The organism is Pseudomonas sp. No.21 (assembly GCF_054558415.1).
In genome coordinates this window covers 305,255-329,493 of the sequence record NZ_BAAJNO010000006.1, presented here as the reverse complement: position 1 = coordinate 329,493, position 24,239 = coordinate 305,255, and the positions used below count along the sequence as shown (strand labels likewise).

The 24,239-nt window shown below is 67.0% G+C and carries 18 protein-coding genes and 1 pseudogene; 10 read left to right on the top strand and 9 right to left on the bottom strand.

The features are described from left to right. Positions 1-10 precede the first annotated feature (10 nt). Both ACYJSS_RS14650 and ACYJSS_RS14645 read right to left on the bottom strand, forming a co-directional pair. Positions 11-412, bottom strand: a complete 402-nt coding sequence (locus ACYJSS_RS14650; RefSeq protein ID WP_111264726.1) for an RHS repeat domain-containing protein — start codon at positions 410-412, stop codon at positions 11-13. A gap of 259 nt (positions 413-671) precedes the next feature. Further along, entirely contained in the window at positions 672-1,832 is a 1,161-nt protein-coding gene (locus tag ACYJSS_RS14645) for a DUF6531 domain-containing protein (protein ID WP_459480050.1), read from the bottom strand. A 111-nt stretch (positions 1,833-1,943) separates the two neighbouring features. Between ACYJSS_RS14645 and ACYJSS_RS14640 the strand changes: the two are divergent. Next, positions 1,944-2,109: pseudogene (locus ACYJSS_RS14640) on the top strand (aminopeptidase P family protein); the annotation flags it as partial. A gap of 114 nt (positions 2,110-2,223) precedes the next feature. Here ACYJSS_RS14640 and ACYJSS_RS14635 read toward each other — a convergent pair. From ACYJSS_RS14635 to ACYJSS_RS14625, 3 genes are all read right to left on the bottom strand, one after another. Continuing rightward, on the bottom strand, positions 2,224-3,816 hold the full coding sequence (locus ACYJSS_RS14635) for an ABC transporter substrate-binding protein (protein WP_236204748.1): 1,593 nt from the start codon (positions 3,814-3,816) through the stop codon (positions 2,224-2,226). Positions 3,817-3,869: 53 nt separating this feature from the next. Beyond that, positions 3,870-5,471, bottom strand: coding sequence for an ABC transporter substrate-binding protein (locus ACYJSS_RS14630; protein ID WP_111263673.1), 1,602 nt, complete (start codon positions 5,469-5,471; stop codon positions 3,870-3,872). 214 nt (positions 5,472-5,685) lie between these two features. After that, on the bottom strand, positions 5,686-6,399 hold the full coding sequence (locus ACYJSS_RS14625) for an SIMPL domain-containing protein (RefSeq protein ID WP_111263672.1): 714 nt from the start codon (positions 6,397-6,399) through the stop codon (positions 5,686-5,688). A 236-nt stretch (positions 6,400-6,635) separates the two neighbouring features. Between ACYJSS_RS14625 and ACYJSS_RS14620 the strand changes: the two genes are divergently transcribed. From ACYJSS_RS14620 to ACYJSS_RS14580, 9 genes are all read left to right on the top strand, one after another. Beyond that, complete coding sequence (locus ACYJSS_RS14620; RefSeq protein WP_111263671.1) at positions 6,636-7,892, top strand: ATP-binding protein; 1,257 nt, start codon at positions 6,636-6,638, stop codon at positions 7,890-7,892. Between the two features lie 23 nt (positions 7,893-7,915). Beyond that, positions 7,916-8,476: a response regulator transcription factor gene (locus ACYJSS_RS14615; protein WP_111263670.1), complete on the top strand. Its 561-nt coding sequence runs from the start codon at positions 7,916-7,918 to the stop codon at positions 8,474-8,476. Positions 8,477-8,876: 400 nt separating this feature from the next. Beyond that, on the top strand, positions 8,877-9,818 hold the full coding sequence (locus ACYJSS_RS14610; RefSeq protein WP_111263669.1) for an AEC family transporter: 942 nt from the start codon (positions 8,877-8,879) through the stop codon (positions 9,816-9,818). A 117-nt stretch (positions 9,819-9,935) separates the two neighbouring features. Continuing rightward, positions 9,936-10,727 carry a YfaP family protein gene (locus ACYJSS_RS14605; protein ID WP_111263668.1) on the top strand — a complete coding sequence of 264 codons (792 nt, stop codon included), beginning with the start codon at positions 9,936-9,938 and terminating at the stop codon, positions 10,725-10,727. A gap of 35 nt (positions 10,728-10,762) precedes the next feature. After that, the gene (locus ACYJSS_RS14600; RefSeq protein WP_111263667.1) at positions 10,763-12,454 is read left to right on the top strand and encodes a DUF2138 domain-containing protein; all 1,692 of its coding nucleotides are present in this window, start codon (positions 10,763-10,765) and stop codon (positions 12,452-12,454) included. Then, the gene (locus ACYJSS_RS14595) at positions 12,424-13,101 is read left to right on the top strand and encodes a DUF1175 domain-containing protein (protein WP_111263666.1); all 678 of its coding nucleotides are present in this window, start codon (positions 12,424-12,426) and stop codon (positions 13,099-13,101) included. The genes ACYJSS_RS14600 and ACYJSS_RS14595 overlap by 31 nt, the downstream gene beginning before the upstream one ends. Continuing rightward, positions 13,098-17,666, top strand: a complete 4,569-nt coding sequence (locus ACYJSS_RS14590) for an alpha-2-macroglobulin family protein (protein ID WP_111263665.1) — start codon at positions 13,098-13,100, stop codon at positions 17,664-17,666. The genes ACYJSS_RS14595 and ACYJSS_RS14590 overlap by 4 nt, the downstream gene beginning before the upstream one ends. A 28-nt stretch (positions 17,667-17,694) precedes the next feature. Continuing rightward, positions 17,695-19,314, top strand: a complete 1,620-nt coding sequence (locus ACYJSS_RS14585; RefSeq protein WP_111263664.1) for a DUF2300 domain-containing protein — start codon at positions 17,695-17,697, stop codon at positions 19,312-19,314. 4 nt (positions 19,315-19,318) lie between these two features. Further along, positions 19,319-20,119: a YfaP family protein gene (locus ACYJSS_RS14580; RefSeq protein ID WP_111263663.1), complete on the top strand. Its 801-nt coding sequence runs from the start codon at positions 19,319-19,321 to the stop codon at positions 20,117-20,119. A gap of 295 nt (positions 20,120-20,414) precedes the next feature. On the opposite strand, the gene ACYJSS_RS14575 is transcribed toward ACYJSS_RS14580, so the two are convergent. From ACYJSS_RS14575 to gatA, 4 genes are all read right to left on the bottom strand, one after another. Continuing rightward, positions 20,415-20,801 carry a carboxymuconolactone decarboxylase family protein gene (locus ACYJSS_RS14575; protein ID WP_111263662.1) on the bottom strand — a complete coding sequence of 129 codons (387 nt, stop codon included), beginning with the start codon at positions 20,799-20,801 and terminating at the stop codon, positions 20,415-20,417. 19 nt (positions 20,802-20,820) lie between these two features. After that, entirely contained in the window at positions 20,821-21,204 is a 384-nt protein-coding gene (locus ACYJSS_RS14570; RefSeq protein WP_111263661.1) for a septal ring lytic transglycosylase RlpA family protein, read from the bottom strand. Between the two features lie 122 nt (positions 21,205-21,326). Next, the gene (gene gatB, locus ACYJSS_RS14565; RefSeq protein WP_111263660.1) at positions 21,327-22,772 is read right to left on the bottom strand and encodes an Asp-tRNA(Asn)/Glu-tRNA(Gln) amidotransferase subunit GatB; all 1,446 of its coding nucleotides are present in this window, start codon (positions 22,770-22,772) and stop codon (positions 21,327-21,329) included. A gap of 11 nt (positions 22,773-22,783) precedes the next feature. Then, positions 22,784-24,235, bottom strand: a complete 1,452-nt coding sequence (gene gatA / locus ACYJSS_RS14560) for an Asp-tRNA(Asn)/Glu-tRNA(Gln) amidotransferase subunit GatA (protein ID WP_236204747.1) — start codon at positions 24,233-24,235, stop codon at positions 22,784-22,786. Positions 24,236-24,239 lie beyond the last annotated feature (4 nt).

The following is a 24,239-nucleotide window of genomic DNA, read 5'->3' as shown; positions in this document are numbered from 1 at the left end:
CTTGTGCAGATCAGCGCGGGCTGACGCTCTGGCTGAGTTGGCGTCCTTGGTCGTCGTAGCTGTAGGTGGTGATGCGGTCGGGCTCGGTCACGGTGGCCGGCAGGAACAGGGTCGGGTGCCAGGTGGTGGTGACGGTACGCGCCTGGGACGTGCCAAAGGCTTCGGTGCGGGACACTTCGAGGCCACGGTCGTTGTAGTCGAAGGTGGTGACGTTGCCCTTGTTGTCGGTACGGGTCTTTACCAGGCCACGGTCGTCGTAGGTGAAGCTGGAATTGCTGTTGGGGCAGTTGGCCGAGGGCTCGCCTTCGATGGCGGTGATGCGCCGTATGCCCTGGATGGTCTGGAAGCGGTAGGTGGTGCGCTTGCCGAGGACGTTGGTGACGGTGGAGGAACCGTCGGCGTTGTAGCTCACCAGGGTGCGCTGGGCGCCGCCGGCATGCTCGCTGGAGATGGCGCGGCCCTGGTCGTCGTAGGCCCAGGTGGCGTAGCGGATGCCGCGCTCGTCGGTGATGCCGGTGAGGAGGTTGAAGAGAGCCCCTGTACTGTAGTGATAGATGCGAGTACTTGTGGTTTCTGGATATATATAGTTTGCCGACTCCAGTTGATGTGCAACGTTGTATGAATAATTAATGGTTAGCGTGTCGTTTGTAACTCTTGTGGGTTGCAGGAGCTCATCTTCGCTGATATGAAGTGAGTTGCCGTTGTCGTCTTTTATTTTGATTCCTGCCCAGTAGTGTTCGAGTGTTATTTTTTTGCTTGTTTCGTTTTATGTGGGAAAGTCGGCCATTTGCATCGAATTCGTAAATGATGCTCTGTGGTGAGATATATTTCCATGTGCTGTTGTTGTGTGACAATGTTCCCAGCTCCAAGGGCGCAGCTTCTAGAGTGCCGTTGATAATGGGTATTGTGGACTCGCGTCCATCATCGAAAACGATAGTCACTTTGCTTTCAAAGACTCTCAATCTCATGGAGTAGTTGTGCCTCCATAGGCCATCCATGCTGTTATAGGATCTCCTGAATTCAAGCGGTCCCTCAATGTCTATCTCTGCTTGGAATTTATTTCCGCTTGAGATATCAATTGGGTTTCCTTTTTTTGTGCTTGGGCAGGTGAGCTGGGGTGGTGGTTCGCCTTTTGATAAGGCTGCACGTTCACATTCACCATTTTCTGAGTTGTATGTTGCTGCGAGAGGGCAGGAGTCCCCTACTCTAGTGGCAGTACCTATCCAGCCCTCTTCGTAGTTAAGATTGCCATTTGATGGGTTTACATTTTTTGCTATGCAGTAAAAGTAGCCAGGGTGGCTGGTTTTTACTACCTTAACGAACTGATAGCTATTGTATAGGTCTTGGGATGTGGCCAGTTTGTGGTGTCTAATGCAGGCAGCTTCAGGGGACGAAAAATAAGGGGGTGCACTGTTTATCGCCCATTGGTAGGTTTCTGCGTAAGTGAGTGCTGGAAAACAAAGTAACATGCTGATCGACCAAAGAAGAAATTTGGTACGTTGGTTATTTGTGTCAGTTGGGAGCAAGAAGATTCTCCTATCACTTGAATGGCGCGATCTGTTGGCTGAGCTGGCGCCCTTTGTCGTTATTGGTCCAGATGGAGTTGTGGGTACAGCGTTCTTCAGTGATGCCGGTGAGCCAGGTACGATCCTGATGTCGTCGTAATGATCACTGTGTTCAATGGCCTGGCTACTGGATGCCCTTGTCACCTTTATGAGGTGGCTAAAGTTGTCATGGCCATAGCTGATGTCGAGGACTTCACCCTGCAAACGAAGAGGTTGATGCTCATTGTTTTCCGTGAGCAGGATGAGGGGGGGCAGGTACCTGTGCATTCGGCAATCCATTGTCGTAGGAGGCAGGGCATCCATCCCTGTGGAGAGGCAGTCAACCAGCATCGGGGCCATATTGCGAGCCTGGAATTCGATTTCGTGATCGTTTTCCCTGCCTTGCGCCGTTCCCTGGAGGCTAACGGCCTAGGCCCGAACTACCAGCTCCCTGCCCTACCGCACCGGTCACGGCATCCGCCTGGAATACCACTTCTATATGGCCAAAGACGGCCCGCGCGGGTTCACCCAGCCGAGTTCCTCCATCGCCGACCCGTTTGGGTTGGCGTGGCCGTGGTGGTGGGCTGAAGCCCACCCTACGAAGGGCTTCGCGAGCAGAGCTCGCTCCTACGGCCCAGGCACAGGGCGGGTGAAACCCGTGAATCCTCTGCCCTTATCGCTACGGCTTCGCCTTCAACCGCGTGGTCGCAAAGTTATTCGAGCCCAGCGGGCTCATGCGGAAGCCTTCCACCTCGGGGGTGAGGACGTTGAACAGCCTGGGGTGGGCGAGGGGGATCCAGGGGGCTTGCTCGTGGAAGATCGCCAGGGCCTGGCGGTAGAGCTGGGCGCGTGTTTCCCGGTCGTTCTCTGCGCGGGCCTGGCGGATCAGTTCGTCGAACTTCGTGTCGCACCAGCCGGCCTGGTTCTCCCCTGATTGCGCGGCGGCGCAGGAGAGGTTGGGGGTGAGGAAGTTGTCCGGGTCGCCGTTGTCGCCCACCCAGCCCATGAACACCAGGTCGTGCTCGCCGTTCTTGGCGCGCTTGATCAGTTCGCCCCATTCGAAGACGCGGATGTCCGCCTGGATGCCGACGGCAGCGAGGTCGGCCTGGAGCATTTGCGCGCCGATGCCGGGGTTGGGGTTGGTGGGGCCGCCGCCGGGGCGGGTCCAGATGGACAGCTTGAGGCCCTTGCCGTGGCCGGCCTCGGCCAGTAGCTGGCGGGCGCGCTCGGGGTCGTGGGGCCAGGGATCGAGGTCGCTGTTGTAGCCCAGCAGGGTGGCGGGGTAGGGGTTGACCGCAGCGCTGGCCGCGCCTTCGCCGTACTGGGCGCGGATGTAGGACTTCCTGTCGAAGGCGAGGTTGATCGCCTGGCGCACGCGCACGTCGTCCAGCGGCGGGTGGCGGGTGTTGAGGGCGACGTAGGCGACCATCAGTGCATCCTGCTCAACCAGCTTCACGCCGGGCGCGCCGCGCAGGGCGGGCACGTCGGTGGGCTTGGGGTAGAGGGCCACCTGGCAGGCGCCGGCGCGCAGTTGCTGGATGCGCACGTTCGGGTCGGGGGTGATGGCCAGCAGCAGGCGCTCGCTCGGCGGCTTGCCGTTCCAGTAGTCGGGGTTGGCGAAGAAACGCACCTGGGCGTCCTTGGCGTAGCGCTGGAAGACGAAGGGCCCGGTGCCCACCGGCTGGCTGTTGAGCGCGTCGGGCGTGCCGGCGGCCAGCAGCCTGGCGGCGTATTCGGCGGAGTAGATGGAGGTGAAGCCCATGGCCAGGTCGGCGAGGAAGGGCGCCTCGGGGTGGCGCAGGACGAAGCGCACGCGGTGCTCGTCGAGCTTCTCGATGCGTTCGATCAACTGGGCGAAGGCCATGGATTCGGCATAGGGGAAGCCCCGTGGCGAGAGTTCGTGCCAGGGATGCTTGGGGTCGAGCTGGCGCTGGAAGCTCCAGAGCACGTCGTCGGCGTTGAATTCGCGGCTGGGGGTGAACCAGGGCGTGGTGTGGAACTTCACGCCGCGGCGCAGCTGGAAGTCGTAAGTGAGGCCGTCCGGGCTGATGTCCCAGCGCTCGGCGAGGCCCGGCTGCAGGCGGGTGCTGCCGGGGGCGAACTGCACCAGGCGGTCGAAGATCGTCTCGGCGGCGGCATCGCCCGTGGTGGCGGCGGTGAACTGGACGATGTCGAAGCCTTCGGGGCTGGCTTCGGTGCAGACCACCAGGGAGCTGGCGGCGTTGCAGGCAAGCGGCAGGAGCAGGGCGAGGGACGACAGGCATCGGCGCATGGTGCTTCCCTTCGGGGTGGAGGGGCGGGGCCGGGCGGCCCCGCCGATACGGCTTACTTCTCGACGCTGACGCCGTAGAAGGAGTTGAGGCCGAAGGGGCTGATGCGGAAGTCCTTCACCGCCTTGCTCATGGGCTGGTTGACGGTGGAGTGGGCGATCGGGGTGATCGGCACTTCACGCTTGAGGATCTGCTGGGCTTCTTTATAGAGGGCGGTGCGCTTGTCCTTGTCGGTGACCGCCTTGCCCTCCTTGATCAGCTTGTCGTAGCCCTTGTCGCACCAGCGCGAGTAGTTGTTGCCGCCGATGGCATCGCAGCCGTAGAGCACGCCGAGCCAGTTGTCCGGGTCCCCGTTGTCGCCGGTCCAGCCGATCAGCAGGGCGTCGTGCTCGCCGGCCTTGGCGCGCTTGTTGTACTCGCCCCACTCGTAGGAAACGATCTTGGCCTTGATGCCGATCTTGGCCCAGTCGGCCTGGAGCATTTCGGCCATCAGCTTGGCGTTGGGGTTGTAGGGGCGCTGCACGGGCATGGCCCAGAGGGTGATCTCGGTGCCTTCGGCGACACCGGCGGCCTTGAGCAGGGCCTTGGCCTTCTCGGGGTCGTAGGCGGGATCCTTGATGCTGTCGTCGTAGGACCACTGGGTTGGCGGCATGCCGTTGGTGGCGAGCTGGCCGGAGCCCTGGTAGACGGCCTTGATGATGGCCGGCTTGTTCACCGCCATGTCCAGCGCCTGGCGCACTTCGAGCTTGTCGAAGGGTTTGTGCTCGATGTTGTAGGCGATGTAGCCGACGTTGAAGCCGGCCTGCTGGGGCACGTCGAGCTTGGGGTCCTTGCGCATGGCGTCGAGGTCGGCCGGGCGCGGGTAGGCGGTGATCTGGCATTCACCGGCCTTGAGCTTCTGGTAGCGCACCGAGGCGTCGGCGTTGATGGCGAAGATCAGGTTGTCGATCTTCACGTCCTCGGGCTTCCAGTAGTCCTTGTTGCCCTTGTAGCGGATCTGCGCGTCCTTCTGGTAACGGCTGAAGACGAAGGGGCCGGTGCCGATGGGCTTCTGGTTGAGGTCGGCGGCCTTGCCGGCCTTGAGCAGCTGGTCGGCGTATTCGGCGGAGTGGATGGAGGCGAAGCTCATGGCCATGTTCTGGATGAAGGCTGCGTCCACGGTGTTGAGGGTGAAGCGCACGGTGTGCGCGTCGAGCTTCTCCAGCTTGGCGATGTTGGCGTCCATGCCCATGTCGGTGAAGTAGGGGAACTCGGTGGGGTACGCCTTGCGGAAGGGGTGGTCCTTGTCGAGCATGCGCTGGAAGGTGAAGAGCACGTCGTCGGCGTTGAATTCGCGGGTGGGCTTGAAGTAGTCGGTGCTGTGGAACTTAACGCCCGGGCGCAGGTGGAAGGTGTAGGTCAGGCCGTCGTCGGAGATGTCCCATTTCTCCGCCAGGCCGGGTTCGACCGCTGTGCCGCCGCGCTCGAACTGGGTGAGGCGGTTGAAGACCGCTTCGGCCCCCGCGTCGAAGTCGGTGCCGGTGGTGTACTGGCCGGGGTCGAAGCCAGCGGGGCTGCCTTCGGAACAGAAGACCAGGTTGCTGGCGGCGCTGGCGAGCGGGGCGGCGGCGATCAGGCCGGCGGCGAGCAGCGCTTGGATGACGGCGTTTTTACGCATTTTGACCTCATGTCTTGTTGTGGTTGTCATCGTGAGGGGTCCCTTCGTGAGGGACCTTGCAAGAACCTATGCACGGCACATGCCTGAGGCAAGCCGAGGGCAGGGGAGAGTGTAGAAGCTGTGACGAAGGTGTAAGGCGGTGTCGCAAATATGCAAATGAGGGGCGCGGGAATGAAAGGGAGCCGCGCCGTTGCAGCGCGGCTCCCGCCCGGAATCAGGGCATCTGCACCTCAATGACGCCGTCGGCGTTGACGGTCACCCGGCTGGTACCGGCCTCGACTTCCGGTGCCGGGGCGCTGTCGTACATCGACGACTTGGCGGCCATGGCGCGCATCATCACCGGCTGCGGCTGGAAGCCGGCGCTGTTGAGGTTGAGGCTGACCAGCTTGTAGCCGCTGCCGCCGAGGGCTTCCGTGGCCAGCTGGGCACGGGCCTTGAAGGCATCCACGGCCTGCTTGATCAGGGCGTCCTCGTTCTTCTTGCGGGTCGGGTCGGCGATGCTGAAGTCCATGCCGCCCATCTTCAGGGTGCCCATCAGGTCGGCGCTGAGCTGGGAGAGGGTGGCGAAGTCGGGGCTTTCCAGGCGCAGTTCGGCGCGCTCGCGCCAGCCGGTGATCTTCTGGCCCTTGTCGTCGTAGACCGGGTAGCTGTTGCGGCTGCCCAGGCTTACCGATACGCCATTGGTGGCGCGGGCCTTCTCCACCGCGGCGTTGATGGTGCGGGTGATTTCGGCGGCGAGCTTGGCCGGGTCGGCGCTCTGGGATTCGCTGTAGAGGGTCACGTGCATCAGGTCGTGGGCCACTTCCTGGCTGACCTCGGCGCGCAGCGCCACCTGGTTGTAGCGGGCGTCCTCGGCCTGGGCGCAGAGGCTGCCGAAGGTCGCGGCGCACAGGGTGATGGCAGCGGCGAGGCGGGTGATGGCTTGCATAACGGCTCCTTGTGAGAGGCAGTGGGTGCACGGATTGTGCAGCAGTCACGGGGTTAGACGCAGGTCCGCTGCGATCGGGGTTAAGACCCGGAACATTTTTTTGCGTTCCGGGCAGGGCCAGTGGAACGAAGCCCCGTCGTCGGCCGACGGAAGGCATGCGACGATGCGGCGAGTTGACGCATATCAGCGGAGCGCGCGACGCCTTGGTTATACTCCGCCGACGCCTTGGAGTGCCCATGCTCGAACCCTTGCCCCTCTTGTCCGCCAGCCGGCAGAACCTGCTGCGCCTGACCTTCATCCGCATCCTCGTGCTGGCCGCCCAGGCCGGTTCGGTGGGGCTCGCCTACAAGGCCCAGCTGCTGCAGCTGCCCTGGCTGGAGCTGTCGGTCACCCTCGGTGTATCGGTCATCCTGTGCCTGAGCACCGCCCTGCGCCTGCGCGGGCCCTGGCCGGTCACCGAGCTTGAGTATTCGGTGCAGCTGGCCTGCGACCTGGTCATCCACAGCGTGCTGCTCTATTACTCGGGCGGCTCGACCAACCCCTTCGTTTCCTACTACCTGGTGCCGCTGACCATCGCCGCCGCCACGCTGCCCTGGCTCTACACCCTGGTGCTGGCAGGCATGGCGCTTGCCGCCTACACCCTGCTGCTGGTGTGGTTCCACCCGCTGGAGATGCCGGTGGCCCAGCGCGAGACCCTGCTGATCTACGGCATGTGGCTGAGCTTCGCCCTGGCTGCTGCGCTGATCACCTTCTTCGCCGCACGGATGACCGAGGAGCTGCGTCGGCAGGACCAGCTGCAGTCCGTGCGCCGGGAAGAGGGCATGCGCGACCAGCAGCTGCTGGCCGTGGCCACCCAGGCCGCCGGCGCCGCCCATGAGCTGGGCACGCCGCTGGCGACCATGAGCGTGCTGCTCAAGGAACTGCGCCAGGAATACGGCGACAAGCCGTCCCTGCAGGATGACCTGGCCCTGCTGCAGGAGCAGGTGCGCCTGTGCAAGGACACCCTGCAGCAGCTGGTGCGTGCCGCCGAGGCGGATCGACGCCAGGCGGTGGTGGAGCAATCGGTGGTGGAGTGGATGGAAGTCACCCTCAACCGCTGGCACCTGATGCGCCCCGAGGCCACCTATCGCTACCAGTGCCTGGGCATCGGCCAGCCGCCCCGGCTCATGCCGCCGGCCGACCTGACCCAGGCCCTGCTGAACCTGTTGAACAATGCTGCCGACGCCTGCCCGGACAAGCTCGACATCCGCATCAACTGGGATCACCAGTGGATGGTGCTGAGCATCCGTGACCATGGCGCCGGCGTGCCCCTGGCCATCGCCGAACAGCTCGGCCGGCCCTTCTTCACCACCAAGGGCAAGGGCTTCGGCCTCGGCCTGTTCCTCAGCCAGGCCAGCGTCACCCGCGCCGGCGGAACCGTGAAGCTGTACAACCATGAAGATGGCGGTACCCTCACCGAGTTGCGCCTGCCCCGTGGTTACGGCGTTGTCTGAGCTTGAATCCGCGAGGAGTCCAAATGAGCGATGAACCCCTGATCGAAGGCGAAGAACAGCCCCACCTGCTGCTGGTGGACGACGACGCCACCTTCACCCGTGTCATGGCCCGTGCCATGAGTCGCCGTGGCCTGCGGGTCTCGGTCGCCGGCTCGGCCGAGGAAGGCCTGGTCCTGGCCAGGGACGACCTGCCCGACTACGCCGTGCTCGACCTGAAGATGGAGGGCGACTCCGGCCTGGTGCTGCTGCCCAAGCTGCTGGAGCTGGACCCGGAGATGCGCGTGGTGATCCTCACCGGCTATTCGAGCATTGCCACCGCCGTGGAAGCCATCAAGCGCGGCGCCACCAACTACCTGTGCAAGCCGGCCGATGCCGACGACGTGCTGACCGCGCTGCTGTCCCAGCATGCCGACCTGGACACCCTGGTGCCGGAAAACCCGATGTCGGTGGACCGCCTGCAGTGGGAGCACATCCAGCGGGTGCTGGCCGAGCACGATGGCAACATCTCCGCCACCGCCCGTGCCCTGGGCATGCACCGCCGCACCTTGCAGCGCAAGCTGCAGAAGCGCCCGGTGCGTCGCTGACGCCGAAGCGCGGTTCCCCGTAGCCCGGGCTTCAGCCCGGAGTGCGGCCGCCGACATGTCCCGGACTGAAGTCCGGGCTACGTCATCGCTTTCGTCGGGGCGACCTCGGCTCGTAGGTTGGGCTGAGGGACGAAGCCCAACGATACGGAGCCCCAGGCACGACCTTGTGCCGATCCTGGCCCCGCTTGGTGGAGGTGAAGAGCGACCTCCACCCTACGCAGCGATCATGCCCATGTGCTGGCCCGGCTGGTCATTGTAGAAGCGAATTCATTCGCGATCGGGCTTTCCCCTAACGCCATGGGCTGGCTTTTCTCTGCCCTGAAAGCTTCACGAAAGCCACTTGCCGCCCCGACTTGGTTATCCTTAGCCGCCTAACTATCCCCGCGCGCCAGGCCTTTCCATGTTCGCCGTCGTCCAGCAAATCATCGGCATCACCGCGCCGGTCTTTTCCATGCTTTTCCTTGGTGTGCTGCTGCGTCGCCTGCGCTGGATCGACGCGCCCTTCATCGATACCGCCTCCTCGCTGGTGTTCCGCGGCACCATGCCGACCATGCTGTTTCTCGCCATCGTCCAGGCCGACCTGCGCACGGCGTTGCAGCCCCGGCTGATCGGCTACTTCGTCCTGGCCACGCTGATGTGCTTCGGCCTGGCCTGGCTCTGGGCGACCTGGCGGGTGCCGAAGGCGGACCGCGGCGTCTACACCCAGGGTGCCTTCCGCGGCAACAACGGCATCATCGGTCTGGCCCTGGCCACCAGCATGTACGGCGACTACGGGCTCTCGGTGGGTGGGGTGCTCGGGGGCGTGGTGATCCTCTGCTACAACACCCTGTCCTCGGTGGTGCTGGCCCTCTACGCGCCCAACGCCAAGACCGACCCCTGGAGCCTGTCCAAGAGCATCCTCGGCAACCCGCTGATCATCGGTGTGCTGGCGGCCATCCCGGTGGCCTACCTGCAGTTGCCGCTGCCGGCCTGGGTGGTCACCTCCGGCGAGTATTTCGCGCAGATGACCCTGCCGCTCGCGCTGATCTGCATCGGCGGCACCCTGTCCCTGGCCTCCCTGCGCGCGAGCGGGCCGATGGCGCTGAGCGCCAGCCTGATGAAGATGGTCTGGCTGCCCCTGGTGGCCACGCTCGGCGCCTGGGCCTGCGGCTTCCGCAATGCCGAACTGGCGATCCTCTTCCTCTATTTCGCCAGCCCCACGGCGGCGGCCAGCTTCGTCATGGCGCGCGCGGTGAACGGCAATCACGAACTGGCGGCGGCGATCATCGTGATCACCACGCTGGCGGCGGTGATCACCACCAACGTCGGCCTGCTGACGTTGCAGCTGATGGGGCTGATCTAGCTTTCCGGGGTTAGATGTTTCAAATTGTGAGGGACTTCCGACTCCTCATCGCCCCGGATTGCGCGGCTCCCCATCAGGCTCTAGCATCAGCGCCTTTGCGCCATTAAAGGATTAAACATGCGCGCCCCCTTCCTGCTCTGCCTGACGTTCCTGGCTTCCCTGGCCCAGGCTGCAGAACCGTCTGCGACGCTGGAGGGGCCGACCGCCGGCTGGCGCTACGCCGGGCTGCTGGACCGCAGCGAGAACCCCGCCGTCGCCTACCCCACGCCGCCCATCGACCGAGGCGGCCAGCGCAACCGCACCCTGATCGAAGGCCGCCTGGCCAACCTCGGCCAGGTGCGCCAGCCGCACCGCCTGGTGGTCAACGGCAACCCGCTGCCTCTCTACACCGACGACCAGGGCCGCTTCGTCCGCCCCTACGCCTTCGGCGCCGGCTCCAACGGCGTCGAGCTGGTGTCCGGCGATGGCAAGTCCCTCCGCCGCGTGCAGTTCTACGAGGCCAACACCCATCGCACCCCGGCGCGCCTGCGCGTCGTGCTTGGCTGGGACGACCCCAAGGCCGAGCTCGACCTGCACATCATCACCCCCGACGGCCAGCATGCCTTCTGGGCGGACCCGGTGATGAGCAACGGCGGCGGCCTGGACACCGACAGCGTCGACGGCCCGGGGCCGGAGATGTTCACCATGACCGCGCCGCTGCACGGCACCTACCTGGTGTACGTCAACTACTGGGGCAACCTGGGCGCCGGCGGCTACAACTTCGACGCCGGCAGCAACCAGAACGAGGTGATCACCTCGCAGATCAGCCTGGTGTTCAACGAGAACACCGTGAATGAGAAGCGCGAGAGCTTCCTCGTCCCGTTGCGTGCCATCGGCGAGCTGCTGCTCGTCAAATCCTTCAATTTCTGATGTCCCGACGCTTGGATGAACTGGGGTTATTCGACATGAGCCAGACCACCACACCCGAACCGGCCCGCCGCCCGGTCCTGGCACGCCACCCGCGCGCCCTGGCCGCCGGCCTGCTGCTGCCGCTGGCCGCCTTCGGCCTGCTGGGCGGGTGCTCGAAGGAACCGCCGCGCGAGCTGGCCGAGAAGAGTGCCCTGGGCCTCGACCTCAAGCGCCCCGATGCGCTGATCGAGAGCGTCTCGCTGAGCCGCCTGCCCAAGGACATCCTCGCCGTGCCGCTCTTGCGCGACACCCTGACCGAGGACTTCGTCTTCTACTACCAGGACAACGCCGACCGCCTCGGGCTCGCCGGCAGCCTGCGGCGGATCATCTACGAGCGTGACCTCAAGCTGCAGGACACGCTGCTGGACGAGTTGCTCGACCAGCCCGCCGAAGTCGCCCTGTGGCGCGGCGCCGACGGCAAGCTCAAGCACGTGCTGCTGACCATCGAGCGCGGTGGCCTGGCGCGGGTGCTGGAGCCCCTGGCCCACGTCGCCCTCGACGACAGCCAACTGAGCCAGGCCGGCGAGCTGCGCGTGGACGGCGATGCCGTGCCGCTCTACCGCCTGAGCTACCTGGGCGACCGCTCCGTGCTGCTGGCCAGCCACGGCGACAAGCTGCTGGTGCTGTCCAGCCCCGGCATGCTGATGGATGAAGCCGGCCAGTTGGCCAAGGACGCCACCGAGTCGGTGGAATCCCTGCTGGACGGCGAGAACCCCTTCCCCGAGCGCTTCGGCCTGGATGCCCGTGGCACCGAGCAGCAGCGCATCGCCCTGGGCGGCGAGTACGTCGCCTTCGGCTACCAGCGCTTCTTCCCGTCCTTCGCCGGGCTGCGTTTCGAGATGGACGACAAGGGCTGGCACAGCTACGTCGCCCTCAACGACGTCGACGACCAGCCGGCCTTCGACTTCGCCCCCATCTGGAAGGCCATGCCGATGGGCGCCAGCGCCTGCGTCGCCCTGCCGGTGGCACCGGGCGTGCCCGGCAAGCTGCTGGACCGCGTCGGTGCCGGCAAGGAGGTCGCCGCCGAGCTGGAGAAACGCCTGAACGGCGCGGCCGGCCTCTGCTGGTACGCCGAATCGCGCCTGCACTCGCCGCTGCTGGTCACCCAGCTGGGCGAGAAGGTGACGCCTGAACTGGATACCGCCATCGAGGGCCTGTTCGGCTCGGTGATCGGCGCCTACGAACCCTATGTCGAGGGCGGCCGCTTCCCGGTGGACGACCAGACCCAGGGCGAGACCCGGCGCTGGACCCGCGATGTCGGCTCCAACTTCGGCCAGTACCCGGCCAGCGAGAACGCCAACCCGGACGCCCTGGGCTCCAGCGGCTTCTTCCGGGTGAGCCTGGCGCGCCATGGCGACACCCTGCTGTTCTCCCTCGACGACAAGCTGGTGACCAAGGGCCTGGATACCCTCGACAAGCGCTTCCCGCCGCTGGCCGAGACCCTGCCCAAGGACGCCCTGGTGCCGGCCTTCATGGCCCCCGACGGCCTGTCCAAGCTGCTCGAGCGCGAAACCCTCGACAGCCTGCCGAGCAACTACGAACCGGTGTTCCGCAACGCGGCCGAAACCCACCTGCTGCCCAAGCTGCGGGCCCTGGGTGGCCATGGCAAGTACGCCCTGGCGCTGCCTGAGGGCACCAAGACCGGCTCCGACCGGCAATGGCTGCCGCTGGAGTGGCGCCCGCTGTGACCCGCACCCTGGCTCGCCTGCCGCTGGGCCTTGCCGCGCTGTTGATGGCGTGGAGCCTGGCCGTGCGCGCCGAGGACGTCCCCGCGCTGGACGCCGAGCAGTCCCAGGTGTTCCGCGCCTGGTTCGTGCGCATCGCCCAGGAGCAGCTGCGCCAGGGGCCGAGCCCGCGCTGGCACCAGCAGGACTGCGCCGGCCTGGTGCGCTTTGCCGCCAACGAGGCGCTCAAACCCCACGACGGCAAGTGGCTGCGCGCCAACGGCCTGTCCAACCGCTACCTGCCGCCGGAGCTGGACCTGACCGACGGCCAGCGCCGCCTGGCACAGACCTGGCAGCAGGGCGGCGGCAAGGTCGGGCCCTATGTGAATGCCATCAAGCTGATCCAGTACAACAGCCGGTTCGCCGGCCGCGACCTCAACCAGGCGCGGCCCGGCGACCTGATCTTCTTCGACCAGGGCGACGAGCAGCACCTGATGATCTGGATGGGGCGCGACATCGCGTACCACACCGGAACCACCACGCCGACCGATAACGGCATGCGCTCCGTGAGCCTGCAACAACTCATGACATGGAAGGACACCCGATGGATCCCCGACGAATCCAACCCCAACTTTATCGGCATCTATCGGCTGCACTTCCTCTCCCGATGATTGCCGCCCGCCTGCTGCGCCGCGCCGCCACCCTGTCGGCGGCGACCCTGCTCGCCCTGGCCTTGCCCTTCGGCAGCGCCCAGGCCGATGACGAGGTGCCGTCCAGCGGTTACACGCCGCTCTCGGGGGAATCCTTCTTCCTCCTGGCCGACAGCAGCTTCGCCACCGACGAGGTGGCCAGGGTGCGCCTCGAAGCACCAGGCCGCGACTACCGCCGCTACCGCATGGAAGGCTACGGTGGCGTCGACGTGCGGGTGTACCGCATCGACAACCCGCTGGACTTCCTCAAGCGCCAGAAGAACCTGCACCGGGTGGTCGCCGAGGGCGACTTCAAGGGCGAGGGCCTGTCCAACACCCTCGGCTACCTGTGGGACAACTGGTACCGCAAGTCGCGGCGGGTGATGCAGCGCGCCTTCTCCTACGAGTCGCGCAAGCAGGTCACCGAGGAAGCGCCCGAGCTGAAGATGGGCGACGCCATCCGCCAGCCCACCGAGTTCACCCCGCAGGTGCAGTACGCCCCCATGAAGGGCCTGCCCCTGGTCGCGCAGTTCCGCTACCCGCTGTGGGAAGCCAAGCCCATCGAGCCGCCCAAGGGCGTCGAGCTGGCCGGCTCCTCCAGCCAGTTCACCAACGTCCAGCCGGGTAACGTCTACATCCCCCTGGGCAAGCTCAAGCCCGGCCTGTACCTGGCCGAGGCCATCGTCGGCAAGTACCGCGCCACCACCGTGGTGTTCGTTTCCAACACCGTTGCCGTGAGCAAGATCGCCGGCGGCGAGCTGCTGGTATGGACGGCGCACAAGCACCAGGGCACCCCGGTCGCCGGGGCCAAGGTGCTGTGGACCGACGGCCTGGGCGTGATGACCAGCGGCAGCACCGACGCCGAGGGCCTGCTGCGCCTCGGCCATGCCAGCCCGGAACGTTCCTACCTGCTGGGCGAGGATGCCGAGGGCGGCGTGTTCGTCTCCGAGAACTTCTATTACGACAGCGAGATCTACGACACCAAGCTCTACGCCTTCACCGACCGCCCGCTGTACCGCCCGGGGGACTGGGTGGAAGTGAAGATCGTCGGCCGCGAGTTCAAGAACGCCCGCGATTCGGTGGCGCCCGGCGCCGCACCGATCAAGCTCGCCGTGCTCGACGCCAACGGCACTCAGTTGCAGACCCTCGACCTGAACCTGGACTCCAGGTCCGGCACCGCCAGCCGCTTCCAGCTGCCGCAGAACGCCGTGGCCGGCGGCTACGAGCTGCGCTTCACCTACCGCGAGCAGGTCTACAGCAGCGCCTTCCGCGTCGCCGAGTACATCAAGCCGCACTTCGAGGTGTCGCTGGACCTGGCCAAGCCCGACTTCCGCACCGGCGAGCCGGTCAAGGGCGCCCTGGTGCTGCTCTACCCGGATGGCAAGCCGGTGGCCAACGCCAAGCTGCAACTGAGCCTGCGCGCCCAGCAGCTGTCGATGATCGACAACGAGCTGCAGTACCTCGGCCAGTTCCCCATCGAGCTGAGCACCAGCGAACTGACCACCGACGCCAAGGGCCGTGCCGAGATCGACCTGCCGGCAGCCGAAAAGCCCAGCCGCTACCTGCTCACCGTGTTCGCCAGCGATGGCGCCGCGTACCGGGTCAAGACCAGCAAGGAAATCCTCATCGAGCGTGGCGCTGCCCGCTACGCCCTGACCGCCCCGCAGCGCTTCAGCAGCGCCGGCGAGTCGGTGCGCTTCACCTACCGCAGCGAGCGCCCGACCGAGCTCAAGCCCGCGCGCTACGACTGGGTACGCCTGGAGGACCAGAGCAGCCACAGCGGCAACCTGGGCGAAGGGGACGAAGGTTTCGACCTCAAGTTCGAGCGCCCCGGCACCTACAGCATCACCCTCAAGGACGAGCACGGCCTGATCCTCGGCGCCACCGGCCACTCGGTGAGCGGCGATGGCGTCAAGTCCGTGGCCGGCACCATCGAGATCGTGCTGGACAAGGCCGAGTACCAGGCCGGTGACGAGGCCCTGGCCCTGATCACCTTCCCCGAGCCGGTGAGCGACGCGCTGCTGACCCTGGAGCGCGACAAGGTCGAGGCCACCGCGCTGCTGTCCAAGGGCGGCGACTGGCTGAAGATCGAGCGCCTGTCCGATACCCAGTACCGCGCGCGCATCCCGGTGGGCGAGACCTTCTCGCCGAACATCACCTTCTCCGCGCTCTACACCCGTGGCGGCGACTACAGCTTCCAGAACGCCGGCATCAAGGTGGCGACGCCGCAGATCGACATCCAGATCGTCGCCGACAAGGAAAACGCCCGCCCCGGCGACCTGGTCACCGTCGAGCTGACCACCCGCTACGCCGGCAAGCCGACCGCCTCGCGCCTCACCGTCAGCGTGGTGGACGAGATGATCTATGCGCTGCAGCCGGAGATCGCCCCGGGCATCGACCAGTTCTTCTACCACCCGCGTCGCAACAACGTGCGCACCAGCGCCAGCCTGTCGTTCATCGCCTACGACCTGGCCCTGCCCGGCACGCCCAGCGCCCCGGGCCGCGCCAACCGCAGCGACCGTGGCGTGAAGGTGCTGGAGCGCCCGCGCCGCGAGGAAGTCGACACCGCCGCCTGGGAGCCCGACCTCGTCACCGATGCCGACGGCAAGGCGCGCTTCAGTTTCCGCATGCCCGACTCGCTGACCCGCTGGCGCATCACCGCCCGCGCCGTCAACGCCGATGGCCAGGTCGGCCAGAAGCGTCAGTTCGTGCGTTCCGAGAAGCCGCTGTACCTGAAGTGGAGCGGCCCGGCCACCTACCGTGGCGGTGACAAGCCGGCCCTCGGCCTGTTCGCCTTCAACCAGGGTGAAACCGGTGCCAAGGCCGAACTGGTGACCCGCTACAACGGCCAGGAACAGCGCACTCCGGTGGAACTGGCCAAGGGCATCAACTACCTGCCGCTGGCCGAGACCGCCCTGGTGAATGGCGACTTCCATGCCGAGCTGGTTCAGGACGGCCAGGTCGTCGATGCCCTGGACGTCGCCCTGCACCTGGCCGCCAGCGGCTGGCAGAGCGCCCAGGCGAAGACCGTCGTCGCCTACGCCGGCAAGACCGAGCTGGGCTTGCCGGCCGACGCCAGCGCCATCCGCCTGCGCCTCGACGACAGCGGCCGCTCCCTGTTCAAGGGGGCGCTCGATGACCTGCTCGGCTACCCCTACGGCGGCGTCGAGCAGACCGCCAGCCGCCTGCTGCCGCTGTCCCTGGCCTACCCGACCCTGGCCCAGGGCGAGCCGCGCGTGCGCGACCGCCTGCGCCTGATCATGCAGAACAGCCGCCTGCGCCTGGTGCAGATGGCCGGCCCCGAAGCGTCCTTCACCTGGTGGGGCGACGAGGCGGATGCCGATGCCTTCCTCACCGCCTACGCCTACTATGCCGACTGGTACGCCAGCCGCGCCCTGGAGGTGCAGCTGCCGGCGGAACACTGGCAGCGCGTGCTGGACGTCTACGCTGCCCAGGCACCGACCACGCCGTTGCTGCAGCGCGCGCTGATCCTCGGCTTCGCCCGCGAGATGCAGCTGCCGGTCAACACCCTGATGGAGGGCCTGATGGCCGACCTGGCCGCCGCCGGGGAGGGCAGCGACCAGGCCCTGTCGGACGACGGCAGCCAGAGCCTGGTGATGGCCGCGCCGGATTCGGCCCTGGGCCTCGCGACCGCGCGGGTGCTCACCCTCGGCCTGGCGCGCCAGGTGCAGGCCAAGGTGCCGGACGCACTGGCTGCCCAGGCCGCTGCGGCCCGCGAGCGCCTGGCCGCCAGCCAGCAACCCTTCACCGAGGCCGTCGGGCTGTACGTCAACGGTGCCGATCGCCAGCGCGCCGCCGCGCTGCTCAAGCGCCTGGCGCCTGGCCAGGCAACCCTGGAGCGCGCCCTGGCGCTGACCTGGCTGCAACGTTCCCTCGGCCAGGACGACGAAGAGATCGCGCTCAAGCCCCAGGGCGACTGGCGCGCGGCCGAAGGCACCAGCGGCGAAGGCTACTGGCTCTGGCAGGGCCAGGGCGTGCCCGCTGAACTGGAACTGCCGGCCGACCTGCCGCACCCGGTGGACGTGCGCCTGGACTTCAACAGCGCCCAGGCCGCCCCGGCGAAGCTGGACGTGGAGATCTCCCGCAGCCTGATGCGCCTGGTTCCCGGCGAGGAGCCCTTCAGCTTCACTGCCGAGGAGGTGAAGCCGGAGGACATCTCCAGCGACGACCTCTACCTGGACACCATCGTGCTCACCAGCAAGGGCGAGCGCGCGCTGCGCTACGGCATGCTCGAAGTGCCGCTGCCGCCGGGCGCCGATGTCGAGCGCACCACCTGGGGCATCAAGATCTCCGGCCTGGGTGGCGAGGAAGCCGAGACCCTGGAGCGTGCACGCAACGAGCCGGGCCAACTGCTCTACGCGGTGCCGGTGGACAGCCTGCAGGGCAGCGTGGTGCTGCAGCACCTGGTGCGCTTCTCGCAGAAAGGCTCCTTCGAGCTGCCGCCGGCCCGCTACCAGCGCCTCTACGCTCCCCAGGAGCAGGCGCTGGAGAGCGAACCGGCGCTCGGACGGATCAAGGTTGACTAGGACGCGACACCTGGCCGGGGTCCTGCTGATGCTGGCGGCCCCGCTGCTGCACGCCGGCGAGGCGCCTTTGAACCTCGCCTGGCGTGGGCCCCAGGGCAACGAGCTGCTGCAGCTGGACCGCAGCCGGGTGCTCACGCGCGGGGCCCTGCCCGCCGAGCGCCAGACGCCGCTGGGCAGCCTGTGGAAACTGTTCGTCTACGCCTACCTCGTGGATAACGCGCGTCTCGACCCCGGCTACCAGTGCAAGGGCCAGGATCGCGACGAGGTCTATTGCTGCAACCCCGGCGAGCGCATCGACCGGGACCAGGCGCTGGTGAAGTCCTGCGGCCTGTATTTCTCTTCCCCCGACCTGCACCTCGACCCCGCCGACTGGTCGCGCTACTGGCGCGAGCGCCAGGGCGCCGGCTGGTTGCAACGCCTGGACCAGCTGCAGCCCCAGGCCCGGGTGCCGGTGAGCGAGCTGCTGGACGAGCTGGCCCACCTGCCGGCCCAGGCCCAGGCGCGCCAGGTGCTGCTCGACGTGCCCCTGGCCGCCCCCGACTCCGCCGCGCTGGGGGCCCTCGGTGGCCGCCTGCGGGCCAAGACCTGGAGCTGGCTCGCCGATGGCGACGCCCAGGCGCGCCAGGGTGGTTTCGCCGGCTGGCTGGCCGACGGCACGCCTGTCTGGGCCGGTGGACCGGGCACCAGCCAGCGGGTGCTCAAGGATTACGCCGAGGTGCTCGGGCAGACGCTGCCCACGACCTGGCCGGCGGAAACCGGCGCTTGCGTCGAGGTCGGCCTGTTCACCCGCTACCCGGTGCGCCAGGTGCGCCACGAGGGGCAAGCGGCCGCCGTGGCGCCGGGCATGCTCCGGGGGCGCTACGAGGTGGAGTTCGCCAACGGCAACCGCCTGCCCATCGAGAGCGACGGCGAACTGTTCCTCGAGCGCCAGGGCGACACCCTGCAGCTAACCGCCCACCTGCAGCGCGAGGACTACGTGGCCCGCGTGCTGCAACGCGAGGCCTCGGCGCAGCCGGCGGAAGCGGCCAAGGCCCTGACCGTGGCCATCCGCACCTACCTGCAGCAGAACGCCGGCCGCCGTGGCGACTGCCTGAGGATCGACGACAGCAGCGCCAGCCAGCGCGTGGCACCGCGCCCGGCCACGCCCGAGGCCCGTGCCATCGTCGCCTGGACCGCCGACCTGGTGCTGGCCGGCAGCCCGGTCACCTACCACAGCGACAAGCCGGGCCCGCATCGCCTGGCCTGGCAGCAGGCGGTGCAGCAGGCCGGCGAAGGCCTGCGCTACGACGCCATCCTGGCCCGCGCCTTCCCCCGTGCCAGCCTCAGCCGCTGGGACAAGCCCGTGGCCGCCTGCCAGGCACTGCCCAACGCCGAGGCGTGGCTGCGCACGCAGCGCCGCGGCTGGCGCGCCACCCTGGACGCCGAGCCCGGTTATGACGAGATCCAGCAATTCGCCGTGTGCCGCCTGGCCTCCGGCAAGCCCCATGTCGACCGTGAGCGGCGGCGCATCTTCGTGCGCGGCCTGTTCTCCCTGCAGGACCGCCTCGACCTGACCCACGAATACCTGCACCTGGCCTTCGAGGCCCACCCCAATGGCCAGGACGAAGACTATGTCGAACGCCTCGCCCGCCACCTGTTACTGGAATGACCCCATGCGCCTGCGCCCCGGATACCTCGCCCCCCTGCTACTCAGCCTGATCCCCCTGGCCGCCAGTGCCGAGGTGCGCATCGACACGCCTCGCGGCGGCTGGCGCGAGGGCAGCGGCGACGGCGCGCACTTCATGCAGCAGGTCAACTACCCGGCATCCTCGGTGAACGTCGCCGAGGACCAGGCCGATACCGCGCGCATCAAGGGCGCCATCAGTGGCCTGTCGAAGGCGCCGCAAGGCCCGGGCCGGCTGGTGGTCAACGGCATCGACATGCCGCTGAAGATCAACGAGGACGGCGGCTTCGACCGCCCCTTCGTGTTCCCGGCCGGCAGCAACAGCGTCGAGGTGCAGAGCCCCGACGGCCAGCAGAAGCGCCGCGTGCAGTTCTACAGCCTCGGTCGCGGCGGGGTTTCGGCGCGCCTGCGCGTGGTGCTGTCCTGGGACAGCGACAACACCGACCTCGACCTGCACCTGGTGACCCCGGATGGCGGCCACGTGTGGTATGGCGAGCGCTCCCTGGCCAACGGCGCGGCCCTGGACGTGGACGTGACCACCGGCTACGGCCCGGAAATGATCGCCACCCCGACCCCGCTCAAGGGCCAGTACCTGGTCTACGTGAACTACTACGGCGGTGGCTACCGCAGCGAAGAGGACGGCAGCAGCTCGCCGGGCCAGGCGCTGACCATCGGCCAGATCACCGTGATCAGCGAAGAGGGCACGCCCAACGAGAAGCAGCAGAGCTTCCTCGTGCCCATGCGCCAGCCGGGGGAGCTGACCCTGGTGAAGAGCTTCAGCTATCCCTGATCGGGTGAGCCTGGGGTGCGCTATTGATGGGTTTCGCGGTGCTCTACCCATCCTACGGGGAATTATTGGCCACTGAAGTCGCCCCCACCCATGCCCGCATCGCTCGGACCTGACCGTTGCGTAGGGTGGAGGTCGCTTTTTACCTCCACCAGGCGGAGGCGGGCGTTGCACAGGCTCCGTATCGCTCGACCTGTCATGGGCGCCGCAAGGTGAGGGAGCGGCTTCAGCCGCGATGACCGCTGCGGGCATTTTTCGCGAATGAATTCGCTCCCACGGGGCAGCCCCTTGGAAGGGCTCAGGCCTTCTGGTCGGCCTGCCAGGTGTCGATGACTTCCTGGGCGGCGCGGAAGGCGTCGATGGCGGCGGGGACGCCGGCATAGACGGCGCAGTGCAGCAGCGCTTCACGGATCTCTTCCACGGTACAGCCGTTGTTCAGCGCGCCGCGCACGTGGCCCTTGAGCTCCTGGGGGCATTTCAGGGCGGTGAGGGCGGCGAGGGTGATCAGGCTGCGGGTCTTGCGATCCAGCCCTTCGCGGTTCCAGACGCCGCCCCAGGCGTGTTCGTTGACGAAGTCCTGCAGCGGCTGGGTGAAGGCGGTGGCATTGCCCAGGGCGCGGTCGACGAAGGCGTCGCCCATGACTTCGCGGCGGACCTGGACGCCGGGTTTGCGTGTTTCGCTCATAGCGGTTTCCTGCTTGGGTTCATCTGAGGCTTTCGACGCGCACCGGCACCACGCCCGAGCGGATCATGCCCAGCGCTTCGGCGGCCTTCTTCGAGACGTCGATGATCCGTGTGCGGGCATAGGGGCCGCGATCGTTGATGCGGACCACCACGCTGCGGTCGTTGTCGAGGTTGGTGACCTTGACCCGGGTGCCGAAGGGCAGGGTGCGGTGGGCGGCGGTCAGGGCGTTCTGGTCGAAGCGTTCGCCGCTGGCGGTCTTCTGGCCGTGGTGGCGGGCGCCATAGAAGGAGGCGCGGCCCTCGGCGCGGTAGTCGCCCGGGGTTTCGCTGTCGCGTTCGAAGGGAATGTAGGAGCAGCCGGTCAACAGGCCGGAGAAGGCGAGAAGGCAGAGCAGTCGCTGCATGGCGTCACCTGGTGGAGGCGAATCGGTCCTTTTGCCCGGCTGGGTTCAGTGGGTTCCCGCGCTCGCGGGAGTGACGGCATGAGCGCCATCCTCGCGAACGCGGGGCCCCCCTGGAGTCAGGCTCAGCTTTCGAGCTTCTTCTTCAGCAGTTCGTTCACTTGGGCCGGGTTGGCCTTGCCCTTGGCCGCCTTCATGGCCTGGCCGACGAAGAAGCCGAACATCTTGCCGCGCTTGGCTTCGTCGCTGGCGCGGTACTGCTCGACCTGTTCGGCGTTGGCGGCGAGCACCTCGTCGAGCAGCGTCTCCACGGCGCCGCTGTCGGTGTTCTGCACCAGGTCGCGGGCCTTGATGATGGCGTCGGGGGACCCTTCACCTTCGGCCATGGCGGCGAACACGGTCTTCGCGGCCTTGCCGTTGATGGTGCCGTCCTTCAGGCGCAGGATCATGCCGCCCAGGTACTCGGCGGACACCGGCGATTGCTCGATCTCCAGGCCATCCTTGTTGAGCAGGCTGGAGAGCTCGCCCATCACCCAGTTGGCGGCCAGCTTGGCGTCGCCGCAGGTGCGCTGCACGGCCTCGAAGTAGTCGGCCATCTCGCGGCTGGCCGAGAGCACGCTGGCGTCGTAGGCGGAGAGGCCGAACTGGCTCTCGAAGCGCTCGCGCTTCTGCACCGGCAGCTCCGGCAGCTGGGCGCGTACTTCGTCGAGGAAGCTCTGCTCGATCACCACCGGCAGCAGGTCGGGGCAGGGGAAGTAGCGGTAGTCGTTGGCTTCTTCCTTGCTGCGCATGGAGCGGGTTTCGTTGGCCGCCACGTCGTAGAGCACGGTTTCCTGGACGATCTTGCGGCCGGATTCCAGCTCGTCGATCTGCCAGGCGATCTCGGTGTTGATGGCGCGCTCGATGAACTTGAACGAGTTGACGTTCTTGATCTCGCGGCGGGTACCGAACTCGGCCTGGCCCTTGGGGCGTACCGAGACGTTGCAGTCGCAGCGCAGCGAGCCTTCGGCCATGTTGCCGTCGCAGATGCCGAGGTAGCGCACCAGGGCGTGGATGGCCTTGGCGTAGGCGACGGCTTCCTTGGCGCTGCGCATCTCCGGCTCGGAGACGATCTCCAGCAGCGGGGTGCCGGCACGGTTGAGGTCGATGCCGGTCATGCCGTGGAAGTCTTCGTGCAGGCTCTTGCCGGCGTCCTCTTCCAGGTGCGCGCGGGTGATGCCGATACGGCGGGTGGTGCCGTCTTCCAGGGTGATGTCCAGGTGGCCCTTGCCGACGATGGGGTGGTCCATCTGGCTGGTCTGGTAGCCCTTGGGCAGGTCCGGGTAGAAGTAGTTCTTGCGGGCGAAGACATTGCGCGCGCTGATCTCGGCGTCGATGGCCAGGCCGAACTTCACGGCCATGCGCACGGCTTCGGCGTTGAGCACCGGCAGTACGCCGGGCATGCCCAGGTCAACCAGGCTGGCCTGGGTGTTGGGTTCGGCGCCGAAGGTGGTGGCGCTGGCGGAGAAGATCTTCGATTGGGTGCTGAGCTGTGCGTGGATTTCCAGCCCGATCACGGTTTCCCATTGCATGTGCGTCGTCCTCAGAATCCGGCCGGGGCCTGTTTGTGCCAGTCGGTGACCTGCTGGTACTGGTGGGCCACGTTGAGCAGGCGGCCTTCCTGGAAGTAGGGCGCGAGCAGCTGCACGCCCACCGGCAGGCCGTCGACGAAGCCGGCGGGCATGGACAGCCCCGGCAGGCCGGCGAGGTTGGCGGTGATGGTGTAGATGTCTTCGAGGTACTGGGCGACCGGGTCGTTGTTCTTCTCGCCCAGCTTCCAGGCCGGGTTGGGCGTGGTCGGGCCGAGGATCAGGTCGACGCCCTCGAAGGCCTGGACGAAGTCGTTCTTGATCAGGCGGCGGATCTTCTGCGCCTTGAGGTAGTAGGCATCGTAGTAGCCGGCGGAGAGCGCGTAGGTGCCGACCATGATGCGGCGCTTCACTTCGCTGCCGAAGCCTTCGGCGCGGGAGCGCTTGTACAGGTCGGTCAGGTCCCTGGGGTCTTCGCAGCGGTAGCCGAAGCGCACGCCGTCGAAGCGCGACAGGTTGGAGCTGGCCTCGGCCGGGGCGATCACGTAGTAGGCGGGGATGGCGTGCTGCATGTTGGGCAGCGAGACGTCCCTGACGGTGGCGCCGAGCTTCTTCAGCTCTTCGACCACGGCCACCACCGCCGCGCCGATGCGTGCGTCGAGGCCGGCACCGAAGTATTCCTTCGGCAGGCCGATGCGCAGTCCGGCCAGGGGCTGGGCGAGGGCGGCGAGGTAGTCGTCCACCGGGGCGTCGACGCTGGTGCTGTCCTTGGGGTCGAAGCCGGCCATGGCGCCCAGGAGCAGGGCGCAGTCCTCGGCGGTGCGGGCCAGCGGGCCGCCCTGGTCGAGGCTGGAGGCGTAGGCGACCATGCCCCAGCGCGAGACGCGACCGTAGGTGGGCTTGATGCCGGTGAGGTTGGTGAAGGCGGCGGGCTGGCGGATCGAGCCGCCGGTGTCGGTGCCGGTGGCGCCGGGCACCAGGCGCGCGGCGACGGCGGCGGCGGAGCCGCCCGAGGAACCACCGGGGACGCGATCGAGCGCCCAGGGGTTCTTCACCGGGCCGTAGTGGCTGGATTCGTTGGAGGAGCCCATGGCGAACTCGTCCATGTTCAGCTTGCCGAGGCTGACGGTGCCGGCGGCCTTGAGCTTCTCGACCACGGTGGCGTCATAGGGCGCGGTGAAGTTGTCGAGCATCTTCGAGCCGCAGCTGGTGCGCACGCCCTGGGTGCAGAACAGGTCCTTGTGGGCGATGGGCGCGCCGAGCAGGGCGCCGTTCTCGCCGGCGGCGCGACGGGCGTCGGCGGCACGGGCCTGTTCCAGTGCCTGGTCGGCGGTGACGGTGACGAAGCTGTTGAGTTGCGTGTCGAGGGCCTGGATGCGCGCCAGCAGGGCGCCGCTCAGCTCCTCGGAGGAGAACTGCTTGGCGGCCAGCGCACGGGCGATCTCGGCCAGGGTCAATTGATGCATGCTG